Source organism: Pseudogracilibacillus sp. SE30717A, assembly GCF_037071985.1.
GTDB lineage: Bacteria > Bacillota > Bacilli > Bacillales > Amphibacillaceae > Pseudogracilibacillus.
Map to the genome: position 1 here is coordinate 221,539 of NZ_JAXHDF010000007.1, position 22,424 is coordinate 243,962.

General features: G+C 36.1%; 20 protein-coding genes. 5 read left to right on the forward strand and 15 right to left on the reverse strand.

Translation table 11 applies throughout. The features are described 5' to 3' along the window. The first annotated feature begins 500 nt into the window (after positions 1-500). Positions 501-1,757 (forward strand): C40 family peptidase, encoded by a 1,257-nt coding sequence (locus SPD48_RS13010; protein WP_336258557.1) that lies wholly within the window; start codon positions 501-503, stop codon positions 1,755-1,757. 113 nt (positions 1,758-1,870) lie between these two features. Here the strand turns inward: SPD48_RS13010 and apgM are convergent, their stop codons facing one another. Both apgM and SPD48_RS13020 read right to left on the reverse strand, forming a co-directional pair. Next, positions 1,871-3,112: a 2,3-bisphosphoglycerate-independent phosphoglycerate mutase gene (gene apgM, locus SPD48_RS13015; RefSeq protein WP_336258558.1), complete on the reverse strand. Its 1,242-nt coding sequence runs from the start codon at positions 3,110-3,112 to the stop codon at positions 1,871-1,873. Positions 3,113-3,135: 23 nt separating this feature from the next. Beyond that, complete coding sequence (locus tag SPD48_RS13020) at positions 3,136-4,632, reverse strand: SLC13 family permease (protein WP_336258559.1); 1,497 nt, start codon at positions 4,630-4,632, stop codon at positions 3,136-3,138. A gap of 132 nt (positions 4,633-4,764) precedes the next feature. On the opposite strand from SPD48_RS13020, the gene SPD48_RS13025 reads away from it, so the two are divergent. The 3 genes from SPD48_RS13025 to SPD48_RS13035 all read left to right on the forward strand — a co-directional run bounded on the left by SPD48_RS13025 (position 4,765) and on the right by SPD48_RS13035 (position 7,764). Beyond that, positions 4,765-5,661, forward strand: a complete 897-nt coding sequence (locus tag SPD48_RS13025) for a LysR family transcriptional regulator (RefSeq protein ID WP_336258560.1) — start codon at positions 4,765-4,767, stop codon at positions 5,659-5,661. A 509-nt stretch (positions 5,662-6,170) separates the two neighbouring features. Next, positions 6,171-6,713, forward strand: a complete 543-nt coding sequence (locus tag SPD48_RS13030) for a sigma-70 family RNA polymerase sigma factor (RefSeq protein WP_336258561.1) — start codon at positions 6,171-6,173, stop codon at positions 6,711-6,713. Next, entirely contained in the window at positions 6,697-7,764 is a 1,068-nt protein-coding gene (locus SPD48_RS13035; protein WP_336258562.1) for a DUF4179 domain-containing protein, read from the forward strand. The genes SPD48_RS13030 and SPD48_RS13035 overlap by 17 nt, the downstream gene beginning before the upstream one ends. 147 nt (positions 7,765-7,911) lie before the next feature. Here SPD48_RS13035 and SPD48_RS13040 read toward each other — a convergent pair whose 3' ends face one another. From SPD48_RS13040 to SPD48_RS13055, 4 genes are all read right to left on the reverse strand, one after another. Then, positions 7,912-8,499, reverse strand: a complete 588-nt coding sequence (locus SPD48_RS13040) for a CalY family protein (protein WP_336258563.1) — start codon at positions 8,497-8,499, stop codon at positions 7,912-7,914. Positions 8,500-8,534: 35 nt separating this feature from the next. Further along, the gene (locus SPD48_RS13045) at positions 8,535-8,981 is read right to left on the reverse strand and encodes an FIMAH domain-containing protein (RefSeq protein WP_336258564.1); all 447 of its coding nucleotides are present in this window, start codon (positions 8,979-8,981) and stop codon (positions 8,535-8,537) included. Positions 8,982-9,274: 293 nt separating this feature from the next. Next, positions 9,275-9,835: a signal peptidase I SipW gene (sipW, locus tag SPD48_RS13050; RefSeq protein WP_336258565.1), complete on the reverse strand. Its 561-nt coding sequence runs from the start codon at positions 9,833-9,835 to the stop codon at positions 9,275-9,277. Between the two features lie 94 nt (positions 9,836-9,929). Next, entirely contained in the window at positions 9,930-10,409 is a 480-nt protein-coding gene (locus tag SPD48_RS13055; RefSeq protein WP_336258566.1) for a hypothetical protein, read from the reverse strand. A gap of 344 nt (positions 10,410-10,753) precedes the next feature. On the opposite strand from SPD48_RS13055, the gene SPD48_RS13060 reads away from it, so the two are divergent. Further along, positions 10,754-11,575 carry a polysaccharide deacetylase family protein gene (locus SPD48_RS13060; protein WP_336258567.1) on the forward strand — a complete coding sequence of 274 codons (822 nt, stop codon included), beginning with the start codon at positions 10,754-10,756 and terminating at the stop codon, positions 11,573-11,575. A 362-nt stretch (positions 11,576-11,937) separates the two neighbouring features. Here SPD48_RS13060 and SPD48_RS13065 read toward each other — a convergent pair whose 3' ends face one another. From SPD48_RS13065 to SPD48_RS13105, 9 genes are all read right to left on the reverse strand, one after another. Continuing rightward, positions 11,938-12,726 carry a creatininase family protein gene (locus SPD48_RS13065; RefSeq protein WP_336258568.1) on the reverse strand — a complete coding sequence of 263 codons (789 nt, stop codon included), beginning with the start codon at positions 12,724-12,726 and terminating at the stop codon, positions 11,938-11,940. A gap of 326 nt (positions 12,727-13,052) precedes the next feature. Then, positions 13,053-14,291 (reverse strand): N-acetylglucosaminidase, encoded by a 1,239-nt coding sequence (locus SPD48_RS13070; RefSeq protein ID WP_336258569.1) that lies wholly within the window; start codon positions 14,289-14,291, stop codon positions 13,053-13,055. A gap of 277 nt (positions 14,292-14,568) precedes the next feature. Next, positions 14,569-16,308, reverse strand: coding sequence for a thiamine pyrophosphate-binding protein (locus SPD48_RS13075; RefSeq protein WP_336258570.1), 1,740 nt, complete (start codon positions 16,306-16,308; stop codon positions 14,569-14,571). A 115-nt stretch (positions 16,309-16,423) separates the two neighbouring features. Beyond that, on the reverse strand, positions 16,424-17,629 hold the full coding sequence (lhgO, locus tag SPD48_RS13080) for an L-2-hydroxyglutarate oxidase (protein WP_336258571.1): 1,206 nt from the start codon (positions 17,627-17,629) through the stop codon (positions 16,424-16,426). A gap of 87 nt (positions 17,630-17,716) precedes the next feature. Next, positions 17,717-19,132: an NAD-dependent succinate-semialdehyde dehydrogenase gene (locus SPD48_RS13085; RefSeq protein ID WP_336258589.1), complete on the reverse strand. Its 1,416-nt coding sequence runs from the start codon at positions 19,130-19,132 to the stop codon at positions 17,717-17,719. A 64-nt stretch (positions 19,133-19,196) separates the two neighbouring features. Next, a complete protein-coding gene (locus SPD48_RS13090; protein WP_336258572.1) occupies positions 19,197-19,967 on the reverse strand; it encodes an acetoin reductase in 771 nt (256 codons plus the stop codon). A 22-nt stretch (positions 19,968-19,989) separates the two neighbouring features. Beyond that, positions 19,990-20,991, reverse strand: coding sequence for a zinc-dependent alcohol dehydrogenase (locus SPD48_RS13095; RefSeq protein WP_336258573.1), 1,002 nt, complete (start codon positions 20,989-20,991; stop codon positions 19,990-19,992). A gap of 13 nt (positions 20,992-21,004) precedes the next feature. Continuing rightward, the gene (locus SPD48_RS13100; RefSeq protein ID WP_336258574.1) at positions 21,005-21,709 is read right to left on the reverse strand and encodes an ABC transporter ATP-binding protein; all 705 of its coding nucleotides are present in this window, start codon (positions 21,707-21,709) and stop codon (positions 21,005-21,007) included. Continuing rightward, the gene (locus SPD48_RS13105; protein ID WP_336258575.1) at positions 21,702-22,424 is read right to left on the reverse strand and encodes an ABC transporter ATP-binding protein; all 723 of its coding nucleotides are present in this window, start codon (positions 22,422-22,424) and stop codon (positions 21,702-21,704) included. The genes SPD48_RS13100 and SPD48_RS13105 overlap by 8 nt, the downstream gene beginning before the upstream one ends.

Consider the following 22,424-nt stretch of genomic DNA (forward strand, 5'->3'; position numbering starts at 1 on the left):
CCACATTCTTTTACATATGTTTTACATGTTTTCGATAACAATTCCAATTAATTACACAATACTCACATATAGTACCAAATATCGATAAAAAATAAAAGCATTTCTTTTTTAGTATATCACAGAAAAATTAGGAATGACGGAATCTTTTTAAACATATTTTTCGACAATCTTACCGTTCGCTAGGTCGTTCGCTTTATTTTTTTATTTTAAAAAAGGTTTAGCTAGGTAAATAAGTGGGTATTACCTTTTATAATCATGATATTTTTTCCATATTTTAATAGCCTTACTGAATATAAAGTGCTATAATAAAAGCACTATGTTTTAATGTACTTTTACATAAAAAGACATAATATAACTCAATTATTGGATTTTCCATGCTGTTTGTTAGGGTTTTCATCCTAGGATATAGGGTCTAATTGGGCTATAAGCTATGAAAACCTATTCTTACGTAAATCTTTTATCCACTTTACATAATAAAAAAAGGAAAGGGGACTATTTAATTGGGTAAAAAGAAGGTGTTTATGTCTGTTACAGCATCGGCAGTAATCGCTTCTACTTTTATGGCAGCAGAAACTGCAGATGCAGCGTCACATAAGGTTAAGTCGGGCGATACATTATGGAGTATCTCTCAAAAATATGGGACGAGTGTCGGTCAGCTGAAGTCATGGAATAATTTAAATAACGAAATTATTTTTCCAAATCAAGTACTTGAGGTAGGTGGAAATACTGCTCCTCCGAAGGGCAACTCATCATCAAAGAATAATAGTTCCACTTCTAAAACTGCAAGTACATATACAGTAAAAAGCGGGGACTCATTAAGCCGAATTGCTGCTGCACACGGTATTTCCTTAAAAAATCTGATGGATTGGAACAATTTAACGACAACATTGATTTATCCAGGAGATAAATTAGCAGTCAGTAAAGGAGCTACTCCGTCAAACGGTTCATCAACGTCAAAACCTCCTACAAATAGCAACTCAGGGTCATCAGGAGGAAGTACATACACAGTTAAGAGTGGAGACACATTAAGTGGAATTGCTGCTTCTTACGGCGTTTCGGTGAAAAACTTAAAGGATTGGAACAAGTTAAATTCCGATCTTATTTACCCGGGTAATAAACTTGTAGTAAATAAAAATGGTGCTCCTTCTCAAGACTCAAAACCGAATCAGGGTGGAGGAAACAACTCTACACCAAGCAATTCTTCTAGTACATACACAGTAAAAAGTGGGGACACGCTTAGTAAGATCGCTTCCGTTCATGGTGTATCACTCTCTAATTTAATGGCTTGGAATAATTTAACGACCCATTTGATTTATGTGGGAGACAAGCTAGTGATTAACGGCAATGCTACCCCACCTAAGAATAATAATGGATCTTCTAGTGGTTCACCGGTTGCTGGTGATTTAATTGCTACAGCAAAATCCGTCATGGGTGCACCTTATGTGTGGGCTGGTAATACACCAAGTGGCTTCGATTGCAGCGGGTTCATTTACTGGGCGTTTAACAACTCAGGAACGAGTAATATTGGACGTCTTTCTACGGAAGGGTATTACAACCGTTCTTATATCGTTAACACTCCTCAAGTCGGGGATCTCGTATTTTTTGAAGGAACATATAAATCAGGAATCTCTCATATGGGAATCTATGTAGGTAATAATTCGTTTATCCATGCAGGCTCATCAACAGGTGTTACCATTACTAGTTTAAGTAACTCTTATTGGAGCAAACATTTCCATAGTTATAAGAGATTTTATTAATTATATCTATCTATGAATGGAACCCTAGCAAATATATTGCTAGGGTTCCATTTTTATTTGGACGTATTGCTAGCCCTTCTTAAACTTGAAGGCCTATCATACTCCCGCATGTATTAATTTCCTTGCTTTATCGAATAACCCATCAAGTCATGTAATGTTGCAATGAATTGTTGACCATTCATTCTTCCTAGTCCGCCTTGTGCACAGTCAATTTCACTGTATGTAGTGACTTGATCTCTCCTGATGTTCGGTCCATAAATAACCACTGGTACAGGTTCACCACTATGTTCACCAAATTCGCATGGGGTCGAGTGGTCTGCACCTAATGCAAGATATACATCATTTGGAAGATTGTCTGCTATTCGTTCTACCAGTTGGTCAAATAACTCGATAGCTTCTGCCTTTTCAAATGGTTCATTATCATGTCCTTTTATATCAGGTGCTTTCAGATGGACATAAACGATATCACTTACCTTGATTAGTTCTAAGGCTTTATCAGCTTTTAATGCAATATTTGTATCCATATTACCTGTCATGCTATCATCCGTAAATAGTTGATAACCGGCGAGATTTGCAACACCAAGTACTGTTCTTTCTCCAGCAATACAACTGCCTGTAAAGCCTGCTTTAAGCCCTGGCGGAGCTAATTCGATATTCTTTCCTGCTCCACGTGTGAGTGTAAAGTTAGCAGGTAATTTACCTTCTCGGATACGCTCTTCGTTTATCGGATGATTGCTTAATATTTCATGTGCTTTCTCTAAAAAGACATTTAATGCCTTTGCTGTTTTCTTTGCTTCTAAACTATCATCTAGTGGTTCGGCTAGAGCATAAGGTTTACCATCATTTGGTGCATGCGGGTCTGTGTCACTTACTTGATCACTTAACCCCTCCCCTCGCAAGATGAGGACAGCTCGGTGTTCTGTTGCTGTTTGAAAAAGAGCCTGAACACCATTCCCTAGATTTATACCGTTAAGTGCTTCACTTAATTCTTGAGCACCTTCGCGAATTCTTCCTGCACGACGATCGACAATAAACCCGTTTTCATCAACCGTTGCAAAGTTACAGCGAATAACAATATCACTATCTTTTACATTCATCCCAATACCACGCGCTTCAATTGGGCCTCTTCCTGGGTAATTTTCAGGCTTGTAACCGAAAAGAATCAGATGACCCATATCCGTCCCAACAGGAATACCGGGGCTGATTAAATCCATCATCCCTGTAATTCCTTGCTCTGCTAAACGATCCAATGTTGGTGTTTTGGCATATTCTAGTGGTGTTTTGTTATCAAGTATGTCAGAGGGACGGTCACCCAAGCCATCCGCAATTGCCATAATTACTTTTCGTTTTAGCATGATCTCATCTTCCTTCCTTGTTTTTATGGTGTGTAACCTAATAATCTAAACCAGGTAAATACAGCGATTGTAATAACACTAGCCCCAATAAAACAAGTGATAATTCCATATTTCAATTGATCAAGTACACTGAAGTACCCTGTTGAAAAATAGATAGCATTTACTTTTGAATGTGGTGGCAGTGTGATTGTATATGTAATCGTAAACGATGCTGCAAGTGCAAGAGTAACGGGATTCATTCCCAGAGTTTTAGCAAGTGCAATAACAGCCGGAACAATAATCATTACTTTTACCGTTTTACTTGTAAAAATCATATGACTGTACATTGTCAGGAAAATAACGATCGCGTATACCCAGAAATGATTCATATGTTCTAAGCCTAAAGAATCGATTAAATTACCGATAACCCATTCCGCTGAACCATTTTTTTCGACAGCCAATCCTGCAGCATAAGCTCCAGCAGCAAATAACATAAGATCCCATTTAATATTTGCTTCTTTCCATTCCAACAATCCAACTCTTGGTAATAGGCAAAGTAATGCAGCAATGACAGCTACCATGTATACACTGATTTCAAAGCCGAACATGGCCATATGCCATTTTTCTGTAAACCATAATACAACTGCCAATAAGAAGATAATTCCTGCTTTCTTTTCGTCCAGAGTCATAGGGCCGAGTTCATTTCGCTCTTTTTTCAATTGATTCATTACAGCCTCAAATTTATCGGTTTCGCTTTTAAATGAAAATAGTCTCAAGCCAACAAAGAAAGTAATCAGCATAGTCAACATAGCCAAGGGCATGGATGCGACAAGCCAGTCCATGTAACCAATATTACCACCAGCAATATCATTTATAAGACCAACGGCAATCACGTTTCCAGCGGTTGCTGTCATTATTCCTGATGTTGCCAGTGCATCTGATTGAACACCTTGAAGCATCATAATTCGTCCAAGATTGCTTTTACCAGGTACTGCTCGATAAACTTCAAGTAAAATCATACAAATTGGTACAAGTAAAGTAGCTCTTGCTGTTGTAGACGGAATAAGGAATGCAATAGCAAAGTTAATCACTACGAGTACAAACAATGTTTTCTTCGGAGTTTTTCCAAAAGATGTGATCATCCATAATGCGAATCGTCTAGCTAAATTCGATTTAATCATGGCAGAAGTTAACACAAATGCTGCTACCATTAACCAAATAACTTGGAATCCTAGTGTTCCCATCGCATCTTTTTCCGGAAATGTGTTGGTAAATGTCAGTAACATAATCACAATAATAGATGTTAAATAAATCGGAATTGTGTTTGCTACCCACATAATTAATGCAAATAGGAATATACCGAGTGCCTTTTTCCCTTCTAAGCTAAGCCCTTCTGGTGTTGGTAGTAGAAAAATAACGACCAAAGCAATGATAGCAATCGGTATTCCCCATTTGTGTAAAAACGCTTCAACACCACTTTTCTTTTTTGTGATTTCTTTTGGATCAGGTGTATTATTATTTTTTGTTGAATTACTACTCAAATATTTCCCCTCCTTAGGAAATGATGATTGTATTTTCATTATAATCAGATAGATATCCATAAAACAATTTGATTATTTTATCAAAATGATAACAAAGTGTTATAATAAGGTTTGTTAGGAGGAGAATGTGCAGTGAATATTTCGAAGTTAGAGACATTTTTGGTCTTAGCTGAATGTTTAAGTTTTTCCGATGCAGCTGAAAAGTTATTCTGTTCTCAGCCTTCTGTCAGTATGCAAATTCAGCGTTTGGAAGAGGAATTAAAAACAAAACTTTTTGACCGTCTCGGTAAAAAAGTTTATCTGACGAAACAGGGTGAAGATTTTAAACCTTATGCGGAAAGAATAGTGAATCTTACAAAGGCTGCAAAAGAGCACCTTCAACAGACGGATGATCTGATGCATGGAACTTTATCATTTGGCGCTAGCCATTTTGTAGGGGTTTATTTACTTCCTATTATTTTAAAACAGTTTCATGAACGATTCCCAAATGTAAAGATAGATATGGCTGTAAAATCTTCCAAGGAGTTAATTCACCAGCTGGGAGTGAATGAATTGGAATTGCTTATTCTATCCGATCAAATAGTATTTGATCGTAATATTTATTCATCAAATACATTTTATAAGGATGAATTAATATTGGTTGTCCCACCTGAACATTCTCTTGCCACGAAGAAAGCTGTGCAATTTTCAGATTTACAGAATGAGTTATTTTTATTGAAACCTGATAAATCCGCTACACGTATTTTTTTAGATAGTAAATTGGGAGCACTTAACTTTTCAATTTCAGATTATATGGAAATTAGCAGTCTAGAAGGGATTAAACAGGGTGTTATCCATGGACTTGGCATCTCATTTATTTCCAAATTTGCGATCAAAGAAGAAATAAAAAATGGATTATTAGTGGAAGTTCCACTAGAGGAAATACGATTGGAACGGGGCGTTAATTATATTCATCATAAAACAAAACACCTTTCGCCTGCCATAAGTGAATTTATTTCATTGCTTAAAAATGCTTCAGAAAGTATCTAGATATTATCAAACAATGACAAATTATTAGAAATTGTATAAAAGGTGATCTATGCGGGTCTGCTGGTTCAGGAGTTTTTTAACATGTTGTGCAGAGTTGATCGTGACCCGCTTATTGCATGGATCTAATTGTAAGTTATCCAAGCTGTGGGAAAATAATGAAGAAAGCGTACTTAAATTAAACTCTTAAGAAATATTAATCAAATGTAAAAAGCTTTATCTTACTTTTTAATCCCCCTACACAATACCCTTCTTTGTCCCCCCCTTTTCTCCGCAGGATTTTTTCTTCTCAGATTTCTCTAAAATGATGCTTCACCTGGCTCCTACATCTACTAGGCAACTAGGCAAATATTAACTACACTTATGTAAAGAAACAAGCGTTATATTTTAGAAATGATACACATTAAAAATAATGTGTTTTTGATAATCTTTTTTTTAAAAAGATAAAGGAAGTTGAAACTTTTCGTGTGGTGAGATTGCTCTAATTAGTGAAGGGAGGGAAGGATGTTACGATGAAACATGATCTAAAAATCGTTAAAAAGGCAATAAAGGGAGACGCAGAAGCGTTTGAGGAATTGCTTGTCAAAGAAGAGAAAATGCTCTATTTTAAGGCCCTTTCCTATGTCGGTAACAAGGAAGATGCGTTAGATGTCATTCAGGAAACAGCATGCAAAGCATTCCTTGCGATTAGGCAATTGCGACAGCCGGAATATTTTTCAACTTGGTTATTTAGAATTTTGATTCGGGAATGTTACAGACAGTTAAAACAACGGGATCAAATGATTCCGTATGAAGAAAATGAATTATTAAGGAAATTAGATCACAAGCAGGATGAAGAATTAGAGTGTTTTCATTTAAATGAAGCTTTATCACGGCTTAATTCTTCTTATCAAACATCGATCATCTTATTTTACTATCATGACCTGTCCATTAATGATATTTCTGAGGTTATGGAAAAACCTGTTGGTACAGTGAAAACATATTTACGGAGAGCACGGAAAAAATTAAAATTTGAGCTAGAAAGGAGTTATACATTAAATGAAAAAACCACATGATCAATTAGATGGTTTTCCTAAGGAAGAAGTACGGTCGGCAATTCGGACGGGAATTATGCAAGCGGAAGAACATATGGATATGCCTCGATCTGGAAGAAGCAAGGGAAGAAGAAAAATAATGTATGCGTTCGGAAGTGTGGCAGCCGCTTTTGCAATTTTAGTCGGTTCCTCTTATTTTTCCCCTGCTTTAGCGAGCAGCTTATCACAAATACCAATTATCGGTTCCGTTTTCGGAAATTCAGATCTACTTATTTTAAAAGAGGCACAAAAAAATGGATTGACGACTGCAATCGGAGAGACACAGACGGTAGACGGAATATCCGTTACGCTCGATGAAATATTATATGACCAAAACAATATTACGATCGGACTTTATATTGAATCGGAAGAGGCGCTCGATGAGCACTATTTTGGAGCAGGAATGGATTTTACGATTGATGGAAAACATCCTATGATGGCATCTGGAAGCTATGGAGAAGATATTCTTTCTACGACAATTCGAACTGCGATTCAAGAAATAAATGTCACTAAGGAATTGCCGGACGCTTTTGAACTTGGATTAATTTTATATGGAGAAAACGGCGAAACATGGTATTTCTCCACACCTATCGAAAAAATAAGTGATATTCGTACGATTCCTATAAACCATTCCCAAACGGTAGATGGATTAGAACTGACTGTCACGGAGTTAAAGATCAGTCAAACAGGTGCAAGTCTTTCCATGGAAGTTTCGGATGAGGAAACAGACTTTGATCTAAGTCGAGGTTTATATATGGAGTTTTTAATGGTCGATCAGAACGGAAATGAAATTGAAGGTCTGTCAGGCGGAGTAACAGGTGAATTAGTAAAAGACAAGATCATGTATACGAGTAACAAGCATTTCGATCCGATTGATGAACATGTTACGGAATTAACAATCACACCTCATTTAGAGTTCCCATTAAGTGGTGGAGGGGTAGAAAGTGCAAATGGTAAAGAGAAAGTATTAGAGTTAAAGCTAGATTCTCTCAAGCCAGTTGAATTTAAGTCGTTTAAAGTGGAAATTCCGTAATTTTTCGAACGGCACTTAAAATAGAAGAGGATTAGAGAATTGAGTCTCTAATCCTTTTTTTCTGTGCGTTTTTGCGGGCAGAATGGGCTAATTTGATATGACCTAACTAGCTCGTCTTCGCTTTTGGTGTTGTTTTAATGGTAGCAGTTATTTTGGCTCCCCATCCTTTTGATACGCAGTAAATGTCCATTCAAGTTCAAGTGCATCTCCTTGGAATTGATTCTGATCTTTGCCATTTTCGATGAAGACGAACTTTACGATAAAGTCGTGCGTTTCCCCTGCAGGCAACCCTTCATCCCCTAATTCCGGATAAAAAATATTTTTGTTAATCGCTTCTGGGGACATATTTTTTAATTCAGCTAATGTCGTTTTAAAAATTACTTCATCAAAATTATTTACATTGTATAAAAATTCTACGAGGATATGATCACCAAAGTCTTCCGTATTATTTCCGTTTGCGTCAATCACTTTGTAATCCGTTTCTAGCACAACTTTTTGAATGTCTAATGTACCATTATTTTGGAGTTCAAAATCACGGATCATCGAATCTCCTGGTTTTATGTTTTTAATATTAATTAATTGTGGTTTATCTATCCCCAGTTCGAGTGTACCTGCCGCAAATGTATTATTGCTTGTCACACTATCACTGAAAAAGGCGAAAGTTCCGCCGACAATTAACATGATGCCTAATGCTGCAGACATGATTCCCATTGTAACTTGCTTTTTAATATTCATTCATATCCCCCTCATATTATTTACTTACGTGCATGTTACTTTTCACCCAACAATTCGCTTATAGACACTCCGTCATCCGTCTGGGACCAGAGATTACTGATAAGTACTGTTGACTTACGTATAAAAATGGCCATTGATCGTTCAATTGTTCCGATATTTTGATGTTGGGCGACAAGTGTATCAAATCTACGCAGCTGTTCTAACGCCTTATCGTTATTACCTTGATCGACATAGTATTCAACTGCAGTAAGATGAACGAGTAAACTGCGTGTCGTAGCAGCATTCGTAATTGCCCCATGTTCTGCAGCAGTTTCTACCATTCCTCTTAATCTTTCAATATCATTTTTCCGATCATCGGAAGATAGCATTGGTTTAACAGAATTCATTTGATCGCTGCTATTTTCTACATGAGAAAATCCGCTGAGCACTCCCATTGCTAGAATAACTGTTAGTAGAAGAAACAAGCGTTGAGACATTTTCATTTATTCGCTCCTCCTTATCATTTTTTAAAAGAAGTTTTCTTTTTCACCTCCTGCGGACGTAATGAATGCATTTTATAAAAAAGATGGATCAATTTCTCGTTACCCCTTCATAATTGAGGCACGGGTTTTTTGAAATTGATGCATGCGTGTGACTACATAGGATCGGATGGATGCTTGCGCGTACTGCATAAGGTTGGCACGGGCGGAAAGCGATGGATGTCGCATTCAGCCTAGCGATGGACCTGCATACATTTATCCTAGCTACTTGCAACGCCCGAATCTCATTAAAATTATTAATCTGACGGAACTTCATTTTTAATTCGAGCAATATGCTGGGCAACTCCCCACATAATATAAAAACTTCGAATAACGAAAAACAAACCTGGAACAATTAATAAAATGGCTGCTCCTTTCGGGGAAGTGGCAAAGTTCAACACATATCCCACGTACGGAACAGTAAAACCAGTATGTTTTCCAATCACATCTTGTGACAGAACAGGATGTATATCAGCGCGGTCATTCGCATCTCCTTTAGTTACATATTGCTCTCCTCCGTTTTCCACTTCTATTATTCGGTGTGTCACTGGGATTTGTTCTTCCGTCCAAAACGTGATGATATCATTTTGTTGAAATTCTGTCGGATCGTCACTAGTTTTTACAAAAATGATAGATCCAACTGGTATACCCGGCTCCATCGAACCAGAAAGAACTGTTTTAATTTGATAACCAAAAACGTCTGCCTCATTACCTGTTATTTTTGAGAAAACAACTAGAAATGATGTAAATAATAATAGGATAAATAACATCGCTGTTATGAGATTACTAGCCATTTTTAATAGTTTTTTACCTATCAATTTGATCACTCTCCGAGAATAGTAAAATAATTATGTTATTAAGCTTTCGATTCGGACGATTGAAATTCTGAACTATTTTTATCCGATTCTGTTGTTATTTTGAGTTTTCTAATAATTTGTCATCTGGGCTAGCACTGTTGGGATCGTCTTTTTGCTTGGACGTTTGTGGATCAGTGTTGGGATCATCTTCTTGCTTGGTTTGTGGTTGAGTGTCAGGATTGTCTACTTGCTTAATTTGTGGGTCAGTTTTCGAATTGTCCTTTTGTTCAGTGTCTAGGTCATCTTTAGACGATTCATCATTTTGTTGCTTATCGTTATGTTCTTCCTCTGATTGCTTGTCTTTTACATTATCTGCTTCGTTTGAAGTCCCCTCCGTCTTTTCCTGTACCGACTGCGACTTCTCTTCTTCCTTAAAAGTTTCCAAGGCAGATAATGAATCCTTATATGTAACGGTAGCAGTAAATACTGCATTTGTTGGAGAACTCAATTGAATGGTGATCAATAGTAGCAAATAGATTATTGTAGTTATTTTTACTAGCGTTTGAATAAAAACTTTTCCTGACGATTTGCGCACTCTTTGCTCACCTACTCTTGATAGATTTAATTCTAATAAGGCTTTTGGCTTGGAAGCTCGAATATATGCCGCTAATAAACTATCAAATTATTACTAGAGTTGTTGTTGAAGTTTGTCGGAATAATCACAGTTTCTTAAAGTTGATTGGAAAGAACTAGAGTGGGGTATAAGTGAGATAGGCAAAAGGAGTTGGATTGAATGAATTAGCGGGTATTATGAAGGGGGAATCGAGGCCTACATTGGAGCAGGTAACTTCGACATAAATTTTTTATATTAAAGTCTTTCATTCTAAGACTACGTTATAATAGAATTATCTTTCTAGCGCGAGGAAATGAGGTATATGAATGAAACGATTGTTACTAATCAGTAGTCTTCTGATTGTTGTAGGTTGCAGTGAGCAAGTTTCTCATGAACCTGCCGATGTTCAGGAGATTAAAACACAGCTTCAGCTAAAAGAAACACCAGAGCGTGACATTACGATCGCTGATTTTGAACGGGAACCGTCTGAGTGGGGAGAAAATGTGACAGGTGTAAAAACAAAATTTCGAACGGATAAACAGGAAATTGCCTTAACATTTGATGCATGTGGCGGACCTCATGGCAGTGGCTATGATGAAGAACTCATCTCTTTTTTACGAGCGGAGCATGTGTCTGCAACGCTTTTCGTCAATGAACGGTGGATTTTAGAAAATGAAGAATTATTTTTAGAGTTGGCGGCTGACCCACTCTTTGACATCGAAAACCACGGTACTGAGCATGCTCCATTATCGGTTGCTGGAGGAGAAGCATGGGGCATCACAGCAACAGCTTCTGCCGAAGAAGCTTATCGTGAAATTATGCAAAATCATCTACGAGTGAAGGAATTAACTGGACATGAAATGACAATGTTTCGCTCCGGTACGGCATACTATGATGAGGTCGCAGTCGAACTCGCGAATGCACTCGGTTATGAAGTTGTCAATTTCAATATTTTAGGAGATGCAGGAGCTACTTTTTCAAGCGAAAAAGTGAGGGAGGCATTACTCTCGAGCGGAGCAGGCTCCATCGCACTTTTACATATGAACCAGCCAACAAGCGGAACAGCAGATGGCGTACGGGAAGCGGTCCCTTTGTTGCAGGAGCAAGGTTATGAATTTATTTTACTTAGGGATAGAGAGTTAGAGTGAGGGAGATTGTTGTTCGGCAAGGAACGCGCGAAACTTTATTTAGTTTTTATTATAACTCTAATATCCTTCCATATTTTATTAACTAAAAATAGTTAAGCACACTTACCTGCTTAACTATTTTTCATTTCGATATTTGTTATTTCAATTCTAAACAATGTTTTTCCAAATCTACTTATATTAGATTCATATAAAATTTGAAAAATATTTGATGCATCACTTAGTGAAATTCCCCAATCTCATCAATTACAATTCCTGTAATTCCTTTATTAGTTTAATTTTCACATTAACACAGTCAGCTTTTTTTCTAGTTCCATAAGCAGCTTTAAAAGGCTGAATTCAGTTTTACCTGGGTAGCTATTATTCTAGTTATTTTTTTCATTGACATCCTCGTCTACCCACTCCAATTTAATTAATTCGGTAAATTGTTCGATTATATTTTCTAAAATTTTTTCGCCTGTCTCCACGGAAGCTAATGTTGGCGCTCCAATTTGACCAGATTCAGACCAGTTTTTAAAAGGTTGGTAAATACCGATTTTATTTTTAGCAAACATATCTACACTAAAAAACTCATTTTCCGGTATCATAACATCTTCCATCAAGTCTTCTTGAACATCCTGGGGAGAGAACACCATCTTGAGCGATGTTTCGAGTTCACATGCGTGGCCCATTCCTCCCATTTCTGATTTTCTAATAGCATTGATCTGACTAGATATTAAATGCCAATAAGTTACTAAAATAGGTGATATATTATGATTTATCCCTACTTCATCAACAACTGTTTTTAATAAAGACATATTTCCACCATGACTATTTAAGATAATAATCTTACTTATACCATGTTGAATAATACTTTCAATAATGTCATAAACAACATTGAACAGTGTTTTTTGCTTCAGTGTTATAGTACCTGAAAAATCCATATGATGCGGTGAAAACCCCGCCCATACAGGTGGCAGTATTAGAGTTTTAACAGGAGAATTCTTGGCAATTCTTTGTGCAATATTAAACCCTAGATCTGTATCTGTATTAAGTGGTAAATGTGTACCATGTTGTTCGGTTGCTCCTACCGTAATAATGACGAGAGGATCTTCTTCACTAATAATGTTTTTAATTTCGTTTGTTGTATAGTCACTCCAAAATATCTTTTCCACATCTCTCACCTCTACTTTTAATTTTAAAGGAAAATAATTTTCTTATCCATCCAAACTATTTATACAATCATTTTCTGAGAAAGCTAAAATTATTTTGAATCTGTAACTATAACTAATGAAAAACCCTAATTACATATTTTCTAGCCAATATTGTAAATATAGTTAGAATTAAACTGACAATTGTTGATGCAGCTGCTAGTTGACCCTATACATTCTTCTCGATCCAAAGTAAGGGGTTAAATGGAAGGCAATTCCAATCAGCAAAGAACACTTGGAATCAACAAAAAAAGGAAGTATTTTTTAACTTCCCTTTTTAATGCAATATATTATTTAGTTTGATCTTTAAAGGTTGGTATGTCGTAATGATATTCCGGATCGGGAAGCTGGTCATAGATTTCTTTCATTCTCTTCGTTTGCTTTTCGGCCCATCCAATATCTGTTGCATACTGCTTCCAATGGTACCCTTTCCCCATTTTCGGATTCCATTTCATTTTGTATAATGTATTTTGCTCAAATTCATTATAAATATAGTCTTCCCCGATCCAGCCAGCTCCCTCTTTGATTGCTTTTTCTGGTGTAAACCATTTGTTCTCGTAAGCGGTTTTTGCACCACATTCTAGTGGACATGTGTCTGCTGCACCAATTCCAAACATATTGTACGCTGTTTTTATTTTGGTGAGTTTTTCCCGATTATCTTCCGTGACGAGGGTCGGTTTTTTCTTTTTGTTCAGTCCTACCTCAATTCCATTAGCAAGTTCAGATGCCCCAAGCCCTGTTTCAAGAAATGCGTGTGCAATGAGATACGCTTCGTTTATACCGTATTTTTTACCGCCATCGACAAAAGCTTGACCGCGGCCTTCAAGGATTCCCTTCCCTTCAAGAATAGCATTGATTTCCTCAGCGGATACACCGATTGTTTGGTCAAGACGAATATGCTGGAATGAATTTTCATCCTCATCTGGATCAAGCATTAGTTTCACATCTTCTGGCTTCGGTTTGCGCCAACTTTTGTAGTAAACTTGTATCCAACTGTCATCAAGTTGGGCAACCGTGAACGCTTCACCTTCTTTTATATCCGCAAATGAATGATACTGTTTACCCGGTCCTGAATATATTTTCGTTTTCGCTGTCGTTTTTACTTGGAACACTTGAACAAGACTAGAATGGATATAATACGTCTGTGTGTCATACGCGATTTTGTACCAGAGTGGATTTTCTTCATAAGGTTCGCCTTCTACAATACCAACTATATTGACCGTTACTGACTGAGGAAAATGGTATGCGATTGGCGCTTTCGGCGAGGGTTCCGTTCGAATATTTGCTATCGTTGCAGTGATTTTATTCGGTCCAATTATTTTTAAATTTTTAGTATTTAAATATGCCGGCTCGTCCTTATACATATCTGTAATCGGATTTGTTGCCACATTCATTTGAATGTCGACAGCTTCATCTAATGTGATCGAATAATCGGTAAAAACTGTCTCCGCCTTCTTTGCTAATGCCTGCGCTGGTGTTAGCACCAGAAGGTAAAACATTATTGCTAAAATTATATAAAATTTCCTCACGCTGTCATCCCCTGCTATGAAACTACTTCTAAAATTATCATACTGGAATTCTAGCTGAATGAAAAGGGATAAAAAATAATGAAGGTGATGGTTTTGAGAAGTTTGCAGAATTAATATGTGTGCAACTAAGTAAATGCTTTTTATTTTAAAAATTATTCACGCTTATGTAGTGAAATCCATTTCTGTAATTAATTCATTTATCGAATTACAACTTAATAATAAAAGGAAGCATTGATAATATAAGAATAGAGTGAGTAATATATACCCACTCTATTCTTCATCCTTCTAATGATGTAGCCAAATCAAACATGACTTTTTTATAGGATTCTTCGTCTGTAGTTTTAATATCTATTACAACAGGTTTTTCACTTTTTAACGCTTTTTTAATAGTAGGTATCAATTCTTTAGGATCGTTTATTGTATAACCTAAACAGCCCATTGATTTTCCAATATCGGCAAAATTTATATTATGAAACTCGGAAGCAACTTTTTGTTCCCCTTGTGCATTTTTTACCCAACCTAAAGAGGAATTGTTAAACACAATTGTAACAATTGGTTGTCCTAATTCTACTGCTGTGATTAATCCGTTCATTGTCATGGAAAATCCGCCATCTCCCGCTATAGCAATTACTTTTTTATCTGGATAGACTAATTTAGTTGCCAATGCTGCCGGAATTGCATATCCCATTCCACCAGCAGAACCTGGAAGTATGACGCTTCCTGGAGACTTTGTTTTAAAATGATGTACTGTAAATACTCTGTTCTCACCAGCATCTAAAGTTATCATCGTATTCTCATCAATGGATTCATATAATGCCTGCAGTACCCTTTGTGGTTTTATAGGAATACTGTCTGATTCCATTTCTTCACACCACATATAATTTATTTTTTCTTTAAGAACCGTAATTTGTTGGAGCCTTGTTCTTACTTTTTCGGTATCCATTTGTTTTTTCTCTGTCAATAAATTGGCCATATCTTTAAGTACTAATTTGGCATCACCAATAATCGGCATATCAACAGGAAATGTCCAGCTTGCATTTTTAGGTTCAATATCAATTTGGATAATCGTTTGACGTTCTGGATCAATCAATTGTTTATGGTGATTACATGTATCAGTTGGTGCTAGTTTAGAACCGATAACTAAAATGACATCTGCTTCCGATAATAACTTATTACTAATTTCTTGACCCCAATTGCCTATCACTCCCACCGCATTTGGATGTGTTTCATGGATTGCACTCTTTCCTTGAGCTGTGGTTCCTACGGGTGCACCTATTAATTCTGCCACCGTCTGTAATTCTTCGTATGCCTGTGCTACTTTAATACCATTTCCTGCAATAATAAAAGGATTTTTGGCGTCTCTTAAGGTATTTACTACTTTAGTTAATTGCTCTTTATCATGTTGGAGATTCTGTCGAACTATATAATTTTTAGTATGATAAATAGCAGGTGCCCCTTCTGTTGGAACTTTTCCATTAATAGCTGAACTATGAAACACCACAGCAGTTGGTCCCGCATTACCGGTTGTTGCATGTTTAATAGCAAGTTGAACACTCTGCACTGCTTGTGTTGGATGATGAACAACTGTCGAATACTTTGTAGCAGCTTCCACTACTTTTTTAACGTCATACCCTCCATATTCGCCAGTTCCTACTTGATAAGAACCATGGTGAGAATATGGGGAGTTATCTGTCATATCTGTTAAAATAAGCATTGGCGAACTTCCTTGGAGTCCTTCTAGGGCGCCCATCATACCATTCGTTACCGTCCAAGCACCTTGTGCAGTAAAAACTCCTGGTTTTCCTGTTAACCTTCCATATACCTCTGCCATAATACTAGCTATTTGTTCATGACGTGTTAAGATCGGTTTAATTGTTGAATTAGTAAGGGAGTCATACAATTTCATCATATAGCCACCAGGTACTCCAAATAAATATTCTAACTCCGCTTCTTCTAATACTTGTATCACAGCATCCATCGTATCCATTTCATTTTGAATTGTCGGTTCCTTATTCAACCTATACACTCCCTTTTTAAATGAGTATGTTTGGTAAATGATTTTAATCTTTATAAAAAAGAGATGTTGTATATTGACTAAGAATTTATTAGCCGAACACATCTCTTTTTCAATATTAAACTCCTACACTAGCTCTAATTTCTTCTATTTTATTTACAATCTCTTTTCCTATTTCAAGAGAGGCAGTAGCTGCTGGTGATGGAGCATTGCATACGTGCACACTGTTCTTACCTCTTACCATGAAAAAATCATCCATTAAACTACCATCTTTTTTTAATGCCTGTGCTCTTACTCCGGCAGGGGCAGAAATCAAATCTTCCTCATTAATTTCCGGGATTAATTGGCGAGCATTTTTCACAAATAATTTTTTACTAAATGAACGTACTATTTCTTCCATGCCTTCCTTATAGTATTCTAATCCCATTTTCCAAAAACCAGGATAGGTTACTATTTCAAAGAAATCTTTCATATCAAAAGAAGTTTTTTTATATGCTTCTCTTTTGAATCCGGGAACAGCATTTGGACCTACATCTACGTTTCCATTTATCATCCTAGTAAAGTGCACCCCTAAAAATGGAAAGTCTGGATTTGGAACTGGATAAATAAGATTATTAACTAAGTAGCGTTTGTCTTCATTTAAATAAAAGTACTCACCCCGAAATGGGAATATTTTCATATCAATTTTATATCCAGCCAATTTTGCTATTCGATCACTTTGAAGTCCCGCACAATTAATAAGAAATTTTCCCTTATACGTGCGGTGACTTGTCTCAACAACTACCTCATCTGACTTCTCAGATATTGCTTTAACTTCTGAATCAGTATGAATAATTCCACCCTGAGAAGTAATCAATTCTGCTATTTTAAATGAAACTTCTTTATAATCTACTATGCCTGCCGCTGGGACATAAATTCCCTTAATAGCATTAACATGTGGTTCTTTCTGTAACACTTCATCTTTATTTAATAATTGAACATTTAATCCGTTTTTTAATCCTCTTTCATATAACTTTTTAAGGTTTGGTAATTCATTTTCATTTGTAGCCACTATTAATTTTCCACAAATATCATGTTGTAACCCATATTCGGAGCAGAATTGTTTCATGCTATCACTACCTGCTTTTGCGAACTTTGCTTTATAGCTCCCTGGTGTGTAATAGATCCCTGAATGAATAACTCCACTATTATTTCCTGTTTGGTGAGATGCTAAATCATTTTCCTTTTCGAGGATTGTAATACTGGCATTCGGCTCTAGTTCTAATAATGCTTTTCCTACAGATAACCCGACAATTCCTCCACCAATTATAATATAATCTGTCATCTTAATTTCCCCTCATAACGACCAACAACTCCGTATGCTTGTATAAAGTTGGGTTATATGTTTTTATATTGAGTCACCACTTAGATTCTATAGTCCAAGTGAAATATATTTTTCTTCTAGGTAATCTCTAATTCCTTGATGTCCTCCTTCCCGTCCATAACCACTTTCTTTCATTCCACCGAATGGAGCTTGCGCTACTCCTGGCATTGCATCGTTGAGACCAACTATCCCAAAGTTCAACGCCTCTGATGCTTTAACAGCACGAGAAATATCTTTTGTATAAATATATGAGGCTAAACCATATTCAGTATTATTCGCGGCATCTATAGCCTTATCATCTGTTTCAAAAATTGTAATCGGAGCAACAGGTCCAAATGTCTCTTCCTGCATAATTTTCATTTCCTCTGTTACATTATCTAAAATAGTTGGTATATAAAAGTAGCCGGAAGCATCTTTCACTTCAGCTCCACCATATAAAACCTTGGCTCCTTTTTCCACAGCATCTTCAACATGCTCTTTCACTTTTTCAAGACCTGATTCATTTACTAATGGACCGATATCTACCCCTTCAGCTAAGCTGTTCCCTACTTTTAATTCTTTCACTTTTTCAACAAATAATTTCGCAAATTCCTCTTTAATATTTTTATGAACATAAATTCTATTTGCACAAACACAAGTTTGGCCAGCATTTCTAAACTTACTAGCTACTACGCCTTCAACAGCTTTTTCTATATCTGCATCTTCAAAAACGATATATGGAGCATGACCACCTAACTCTAGAGAGAGCTTCTTTAACTGGTTTGCTGATTGTCTTACTAATTCTTTTCCTACATTTGTAGAACCTGTGAAAGAAATTTTCTTTATAGCCGAATTATTAAACAATTCATCTGATATAGCTTTAGTTGATCCTGCAACTATATTAATGACCCCTTTTGGAATTTCGGCCATATCTGCCAACTTAGCGAACGCTAATGCAGTTAAAGGTGTCTGACTAGCAGGTTTTACAATCCCTGTACAACCGGCAGCCATTGCAGGGCCTAATTTCCTTGTCATCATCGCTAAAGGAAAGTTCCATGGTGTAATTGCTGCAACAACACCTACCGGCTGTTTTATTACAAATAAACGTTTGTTTTCAGCCGAGGCAGGTATTGTTTCCCCGTAGATACGTTTTCCCTCTTCCGCATACCACGTTAAAAAGCTAGCTGCATATACTACTTCTCCTTTTGCCTCATTATATGCTTTTCCCATTTCCATGCTCATTATTGTCGCTAATTCTTCTGTGTATTCAAGCATTAAATCTCTTAATTTAAGCATATATTTTGCCCTTTGTTCAGCCGTCAATAGTGACCATTTTTTGAGTGCATCACTTGCTCCTGTTATTGCAGCCTTTGTTTCTTCTGCATTTGCTTTTGGAACCTTTGCTACGACTTCTTTTGTTGAGGGATTATTAACTGTGAAATACTCTCCACTATTAGATAAAATCCATTCTCCATTTACATACAGCTTTACGTTATTTATATCGATTAAGTTAAATTCTTTTTTTGACATTATTAATCCTCCTTCTTTTTTAAGAAAAGACATTTCCACCATCAATTACTAGTGCTTGTCCAGTCATATAATCTGACTTATCTGATGCAAGATAAGAAACTAATCCAGCTACATCTTCAGGTTCTTCTACCCTTCCTATTGGTATATTGTTTATCTTCTGCTGAAAAGTTTCCCCTTCTTTAACTTTTAATCTTTTAGACATTTGCTTATCGATTTCTTCCCACATCGATGTTCCTACGATCCCTGGACAGTATGCATTGACTGTAATTCCATGAGGTGCCAATTCTTTAGCGGCTGCTTGTGTTAACCCAATAACAGCGAATTTAGTAGCGGCATAATGACCTAATAATTCAACAGCTCTTTTGCCAGAAGTACTGCTAGCGTTTATGATTTTTCCTCTTTTCTGTTTAATCATGTACTTTGATGCAGCTTGAATACAATACAGCATACCAAAGACATTTACGTTAAATATTTTCCTCATATCTGCTTCTGTTATTTCTATGAGTGGTTTCACTTGGACTATACCTGCGTTTGCGACCATGACATCAATTTGCTTATATTCTTTTACCACCCGTTCTACAACATGAAAAACTTCTTGTCGATCTTCAACGTTCATCTTGTAGGATGCACAATGATAACCAGCCTTTTTCAATTCTAATTCTGTGGCCAGTAGCTTTTCTTCATTAATATCACATAAGATTGGTATGAACCCATCTTTTGCTAATTGATATGCGATTGCCTTACCAATTCCTTGAGCGGCCCCTGTTATAATAGCAATTTTGTTAGACATTTTAACACCCTTTTTATGATTACTATTTTTTCATAGAAATAACTGGCTTTAGTACTCTCTGATTTAACCCATCATTAATTGCTTCATTAATCGAATCAAAAGAGTAATAGGTTACTAACTCCTTAAGAGTCGATGAATACTTTTTTAAGACGGATAAAGCCAATTCGTAATCGACTGGATTACATCCATAACTCGTAATTATGGACCACTCATTTCGAACTAACTCTGTAAAAAAAATATTAGTTTTTTGTTCATAGAGAGCAACAAAGACAGCTATTCCGCCTTTTTTTAGTTGTTGAAATGAATTCAAGACTGCTAAATTTGATCCAGAACATTCAAAAATAAAATCTACTTTTTTGGAAACTAGCCCGTCTTCTACAATATGAGGAATCATTCCAAATGAATTAAATTTGGAAAGTCTATTTTCATAATCTTTTTCCAGCCCAGATATGTATACTGTTGCTCCTTTTTCAACACATAACAGAGCAACGAAAAATCCTATTATCCCTGCTCCTTGAACTAATATAACGTCATCTTCCATTATGTTTCCTGCTCGCTCTATAGCATGAACTGCAATTGCCATCGGTTCGCTTAATACAGCAACTTCTTCTTCTAAATCGTTTATTTTCTTAAGGTATTTTACTTTTGTTTTTACATATTCAGCCATACCACCATCAAAATGTAGACCTATCACTTTATTATCTATGCAAATTGAAAATCTATTTTTTTGACAGTTATAACATTTTCCACAATAATGCATCGATTCAATAATGACATGTTGACCAAGCATATCAGAATTACTTTTATCCTTTACTTGCACTACTTCTCCTACAATCTCATGACCTAATATTCTTGGTCTTTGGACAAATTCATAACCTTGAGCATGGTTAAGAGCATGAAGATCGCTTCCACATACTCCACAGTAAGAAACTTTAATCAATACCTCATCTACTTTAAGGTTTGGCAAGGCTTTCTTGTGAAAAATTATTTCTCGTGGTGTATTTGTTGAAATTGCTGCTAACATAACAAACACTCCTCTAGATTCCTAGGTATGCCTTTTTTAAATAAGGATTATCCAAAAGTTCTTCCGCTGTTCCGTCTAAAGTTACGGTTCCATTTTCCAGTACAAATGCGTAATCAGCTATTTGTAATGATAAGTTAACATTTTGTTCAACGAGGAATATGGTAATTCCTGAGTTTTTAATATCAACTAATGAGCTCATAAGATCTTGAACCAAAATGGGAGCTAATCCTAATGATAGTTCATCAATAATTAGTAATTTAGGTTGAGACATTAACCCCCGACCAATCGCACACATTTGTTGTTGCCCACCACTCATCTCCCCCGCGAGATGATTTTTTCTTTCTTCTAATATAGGGAACATTTCATAAACCATTTTAAGATTTTTATTCAAGTTTTTTCGAGAACGTTTATTATAAGCTCCTAATTCGAGATTTTCTTGAATAGTCATAAAGTCAAATAGCTTTCTTCCTTCAGGTACTTGGATCACACCTTCTTCTACTATTTCATTAGGGCTAAGTGAAGTAATATCTTTCCCTTGGAATGAAATTTTTCCACTTGAAGGTTTAAACAATCCTGATATTGCATTAATGGTACTTGACTTTCCTGCAGCATTTGCGCCTAATAATGCTACAATGCTTCCTTCTTTTACTTCTAGTGAAACATCCCAGAGTGCCTGAACTTCTCCATATGAAAGATTAATTTGATCTAACTTAAGCATTCGTAGCTTCACCTCCCAAATAGGCTTCAATTACTTTGTCATTATTTGCAATTTCCTCTGCAGTCCCTTCTGCAATTTTTTCACCGTGATTAATAACAATAATACGATCGCAAATAGTCATGACCACTTCCATGATATGCTCTATCAGAATAATGGTAATTCCATCATCATTTAATGATTGAATCATTGGTAAAACGTCTTTTATTTCGGTTGGATTTAATCCGGCCATTACTTCATCTAATAACAGTAATTCCGGTTGAGTAGCAAGAGCTTTTGCTACTTCTAATCTCTTTTTATTAGCTAAAGTTAAACTTTTCCCTATTTGGTTTCTTTGCTCGTATAAGCCTACTTTTTTTAAAATTTCTAAACTATATTCTTTAGCCTCATCTTTACTATTAATCTTATTAAAAGCACCAACAATAACATTCTCCAAAACTGTAATATTTCCAAAAGGTTTTACAACTTGATATGTTCGGCCGATACCTTTTTTGCATAAAATATATGGTTTTTGATTCGTAATATTTTCGCCTTTAAAATTTATATTTCCATTGGTTACAGGGAAATTCCCAGAGATCAAATTAAATAAAGTTGTTTTTCCTGCACCGTTAGGACCTATAATTCCAACGATTTCATTTTTTCCAACAGTAAAACTGGAGTTGTTAACTGCTTTAACGCCTCCAAAATGTTTAGAGACATTGTTTACTTCTAATAACAT

What these genes read in the sequence shown, in the direction of transcription:
- apgM (WP_336258558.1), bottom strand. Translation starts at nt 3,112, where the DNA reads ATGCTAAAACGAAAAGTAATTATGGCAATTGCGGATGGCTTGGGTGAC.
- SPD48_RS13030 (WP_336258561.1), top strand. Translation starts at nt 6,171, where the DNA reads ATGAAACATGATCTAAAAATCGTTAAAAAGGCAATAAAGGGAGACGCA.
- SPD48_RS13035 (WP_336258562.1), top strand. Translation starts at nt 6,697, where the DNA reads ATGAAAAAACCACATGATCAATTAGATGGTTTTCCTAAGGAAGAAGTA.
- SPD48_RS13040 (WP_336258563.1), bottom strand. Translation starts at nt 8,499, where the DNA reads ATGAATATTAAAAAGCAAGTTACAATGGGAATCATGTCTGCAGCATTA.
- SPD48_RS13045 (WP_336258564.1), bottom strand. Translation starts at nt 8,981, where the DNA reads ATGAAAATGTCTCAACGCTTGTTTCTTCTACTAACAGTTATTCTAGCA.
- SPD48_RS13060 (WP_336258567.1), top strand. Translation starts at nt 10,754, where the DNA reads ATGAAACGATTGTTACTAATCAGTAGTCTTCTGATTGTTGTAGGTTGC.
- lhgO (WP_336258571.1), bottom strand. Translation starts at nt 17,629, where the DNA reads ATGACAGATTATATTATAATTGGTGGAGGAATTGTCGGGTTATCTGTA.
- SPD48_RS13090 (WP_336258572.1), bottom strand. Translation starts at nt 19,967, where the DNA reads ATGTCTAACAAAATTGCTATTATAACAGGGGCCGCTCAAGGAATTGGT.
- SPD48_RS13095 (WP_336258573.1), bottom strand. Translation starts at nt 20,991, where the DNA reads ATGTTAGCAGCAATTTCAACAAATACACCACGAGAAATAATTTTTCAC.
- SPD48_RS13100 (WP_336258574.1), bottom strand. Translation starts at nt 21,709, where the DNA reads ATGCTTAAGTTAGATCAAATTAATCTTTCATATGGAGAAGTTCAGGCA.
- SPD48_RS13105 (WP_336258575.1), bottom strand. Translation starts at nt 22,424, where the DNA reads ATGTTATTAGAAGTAAACAATGTCTCTAAACATTTTGGAGGCGTTAAA.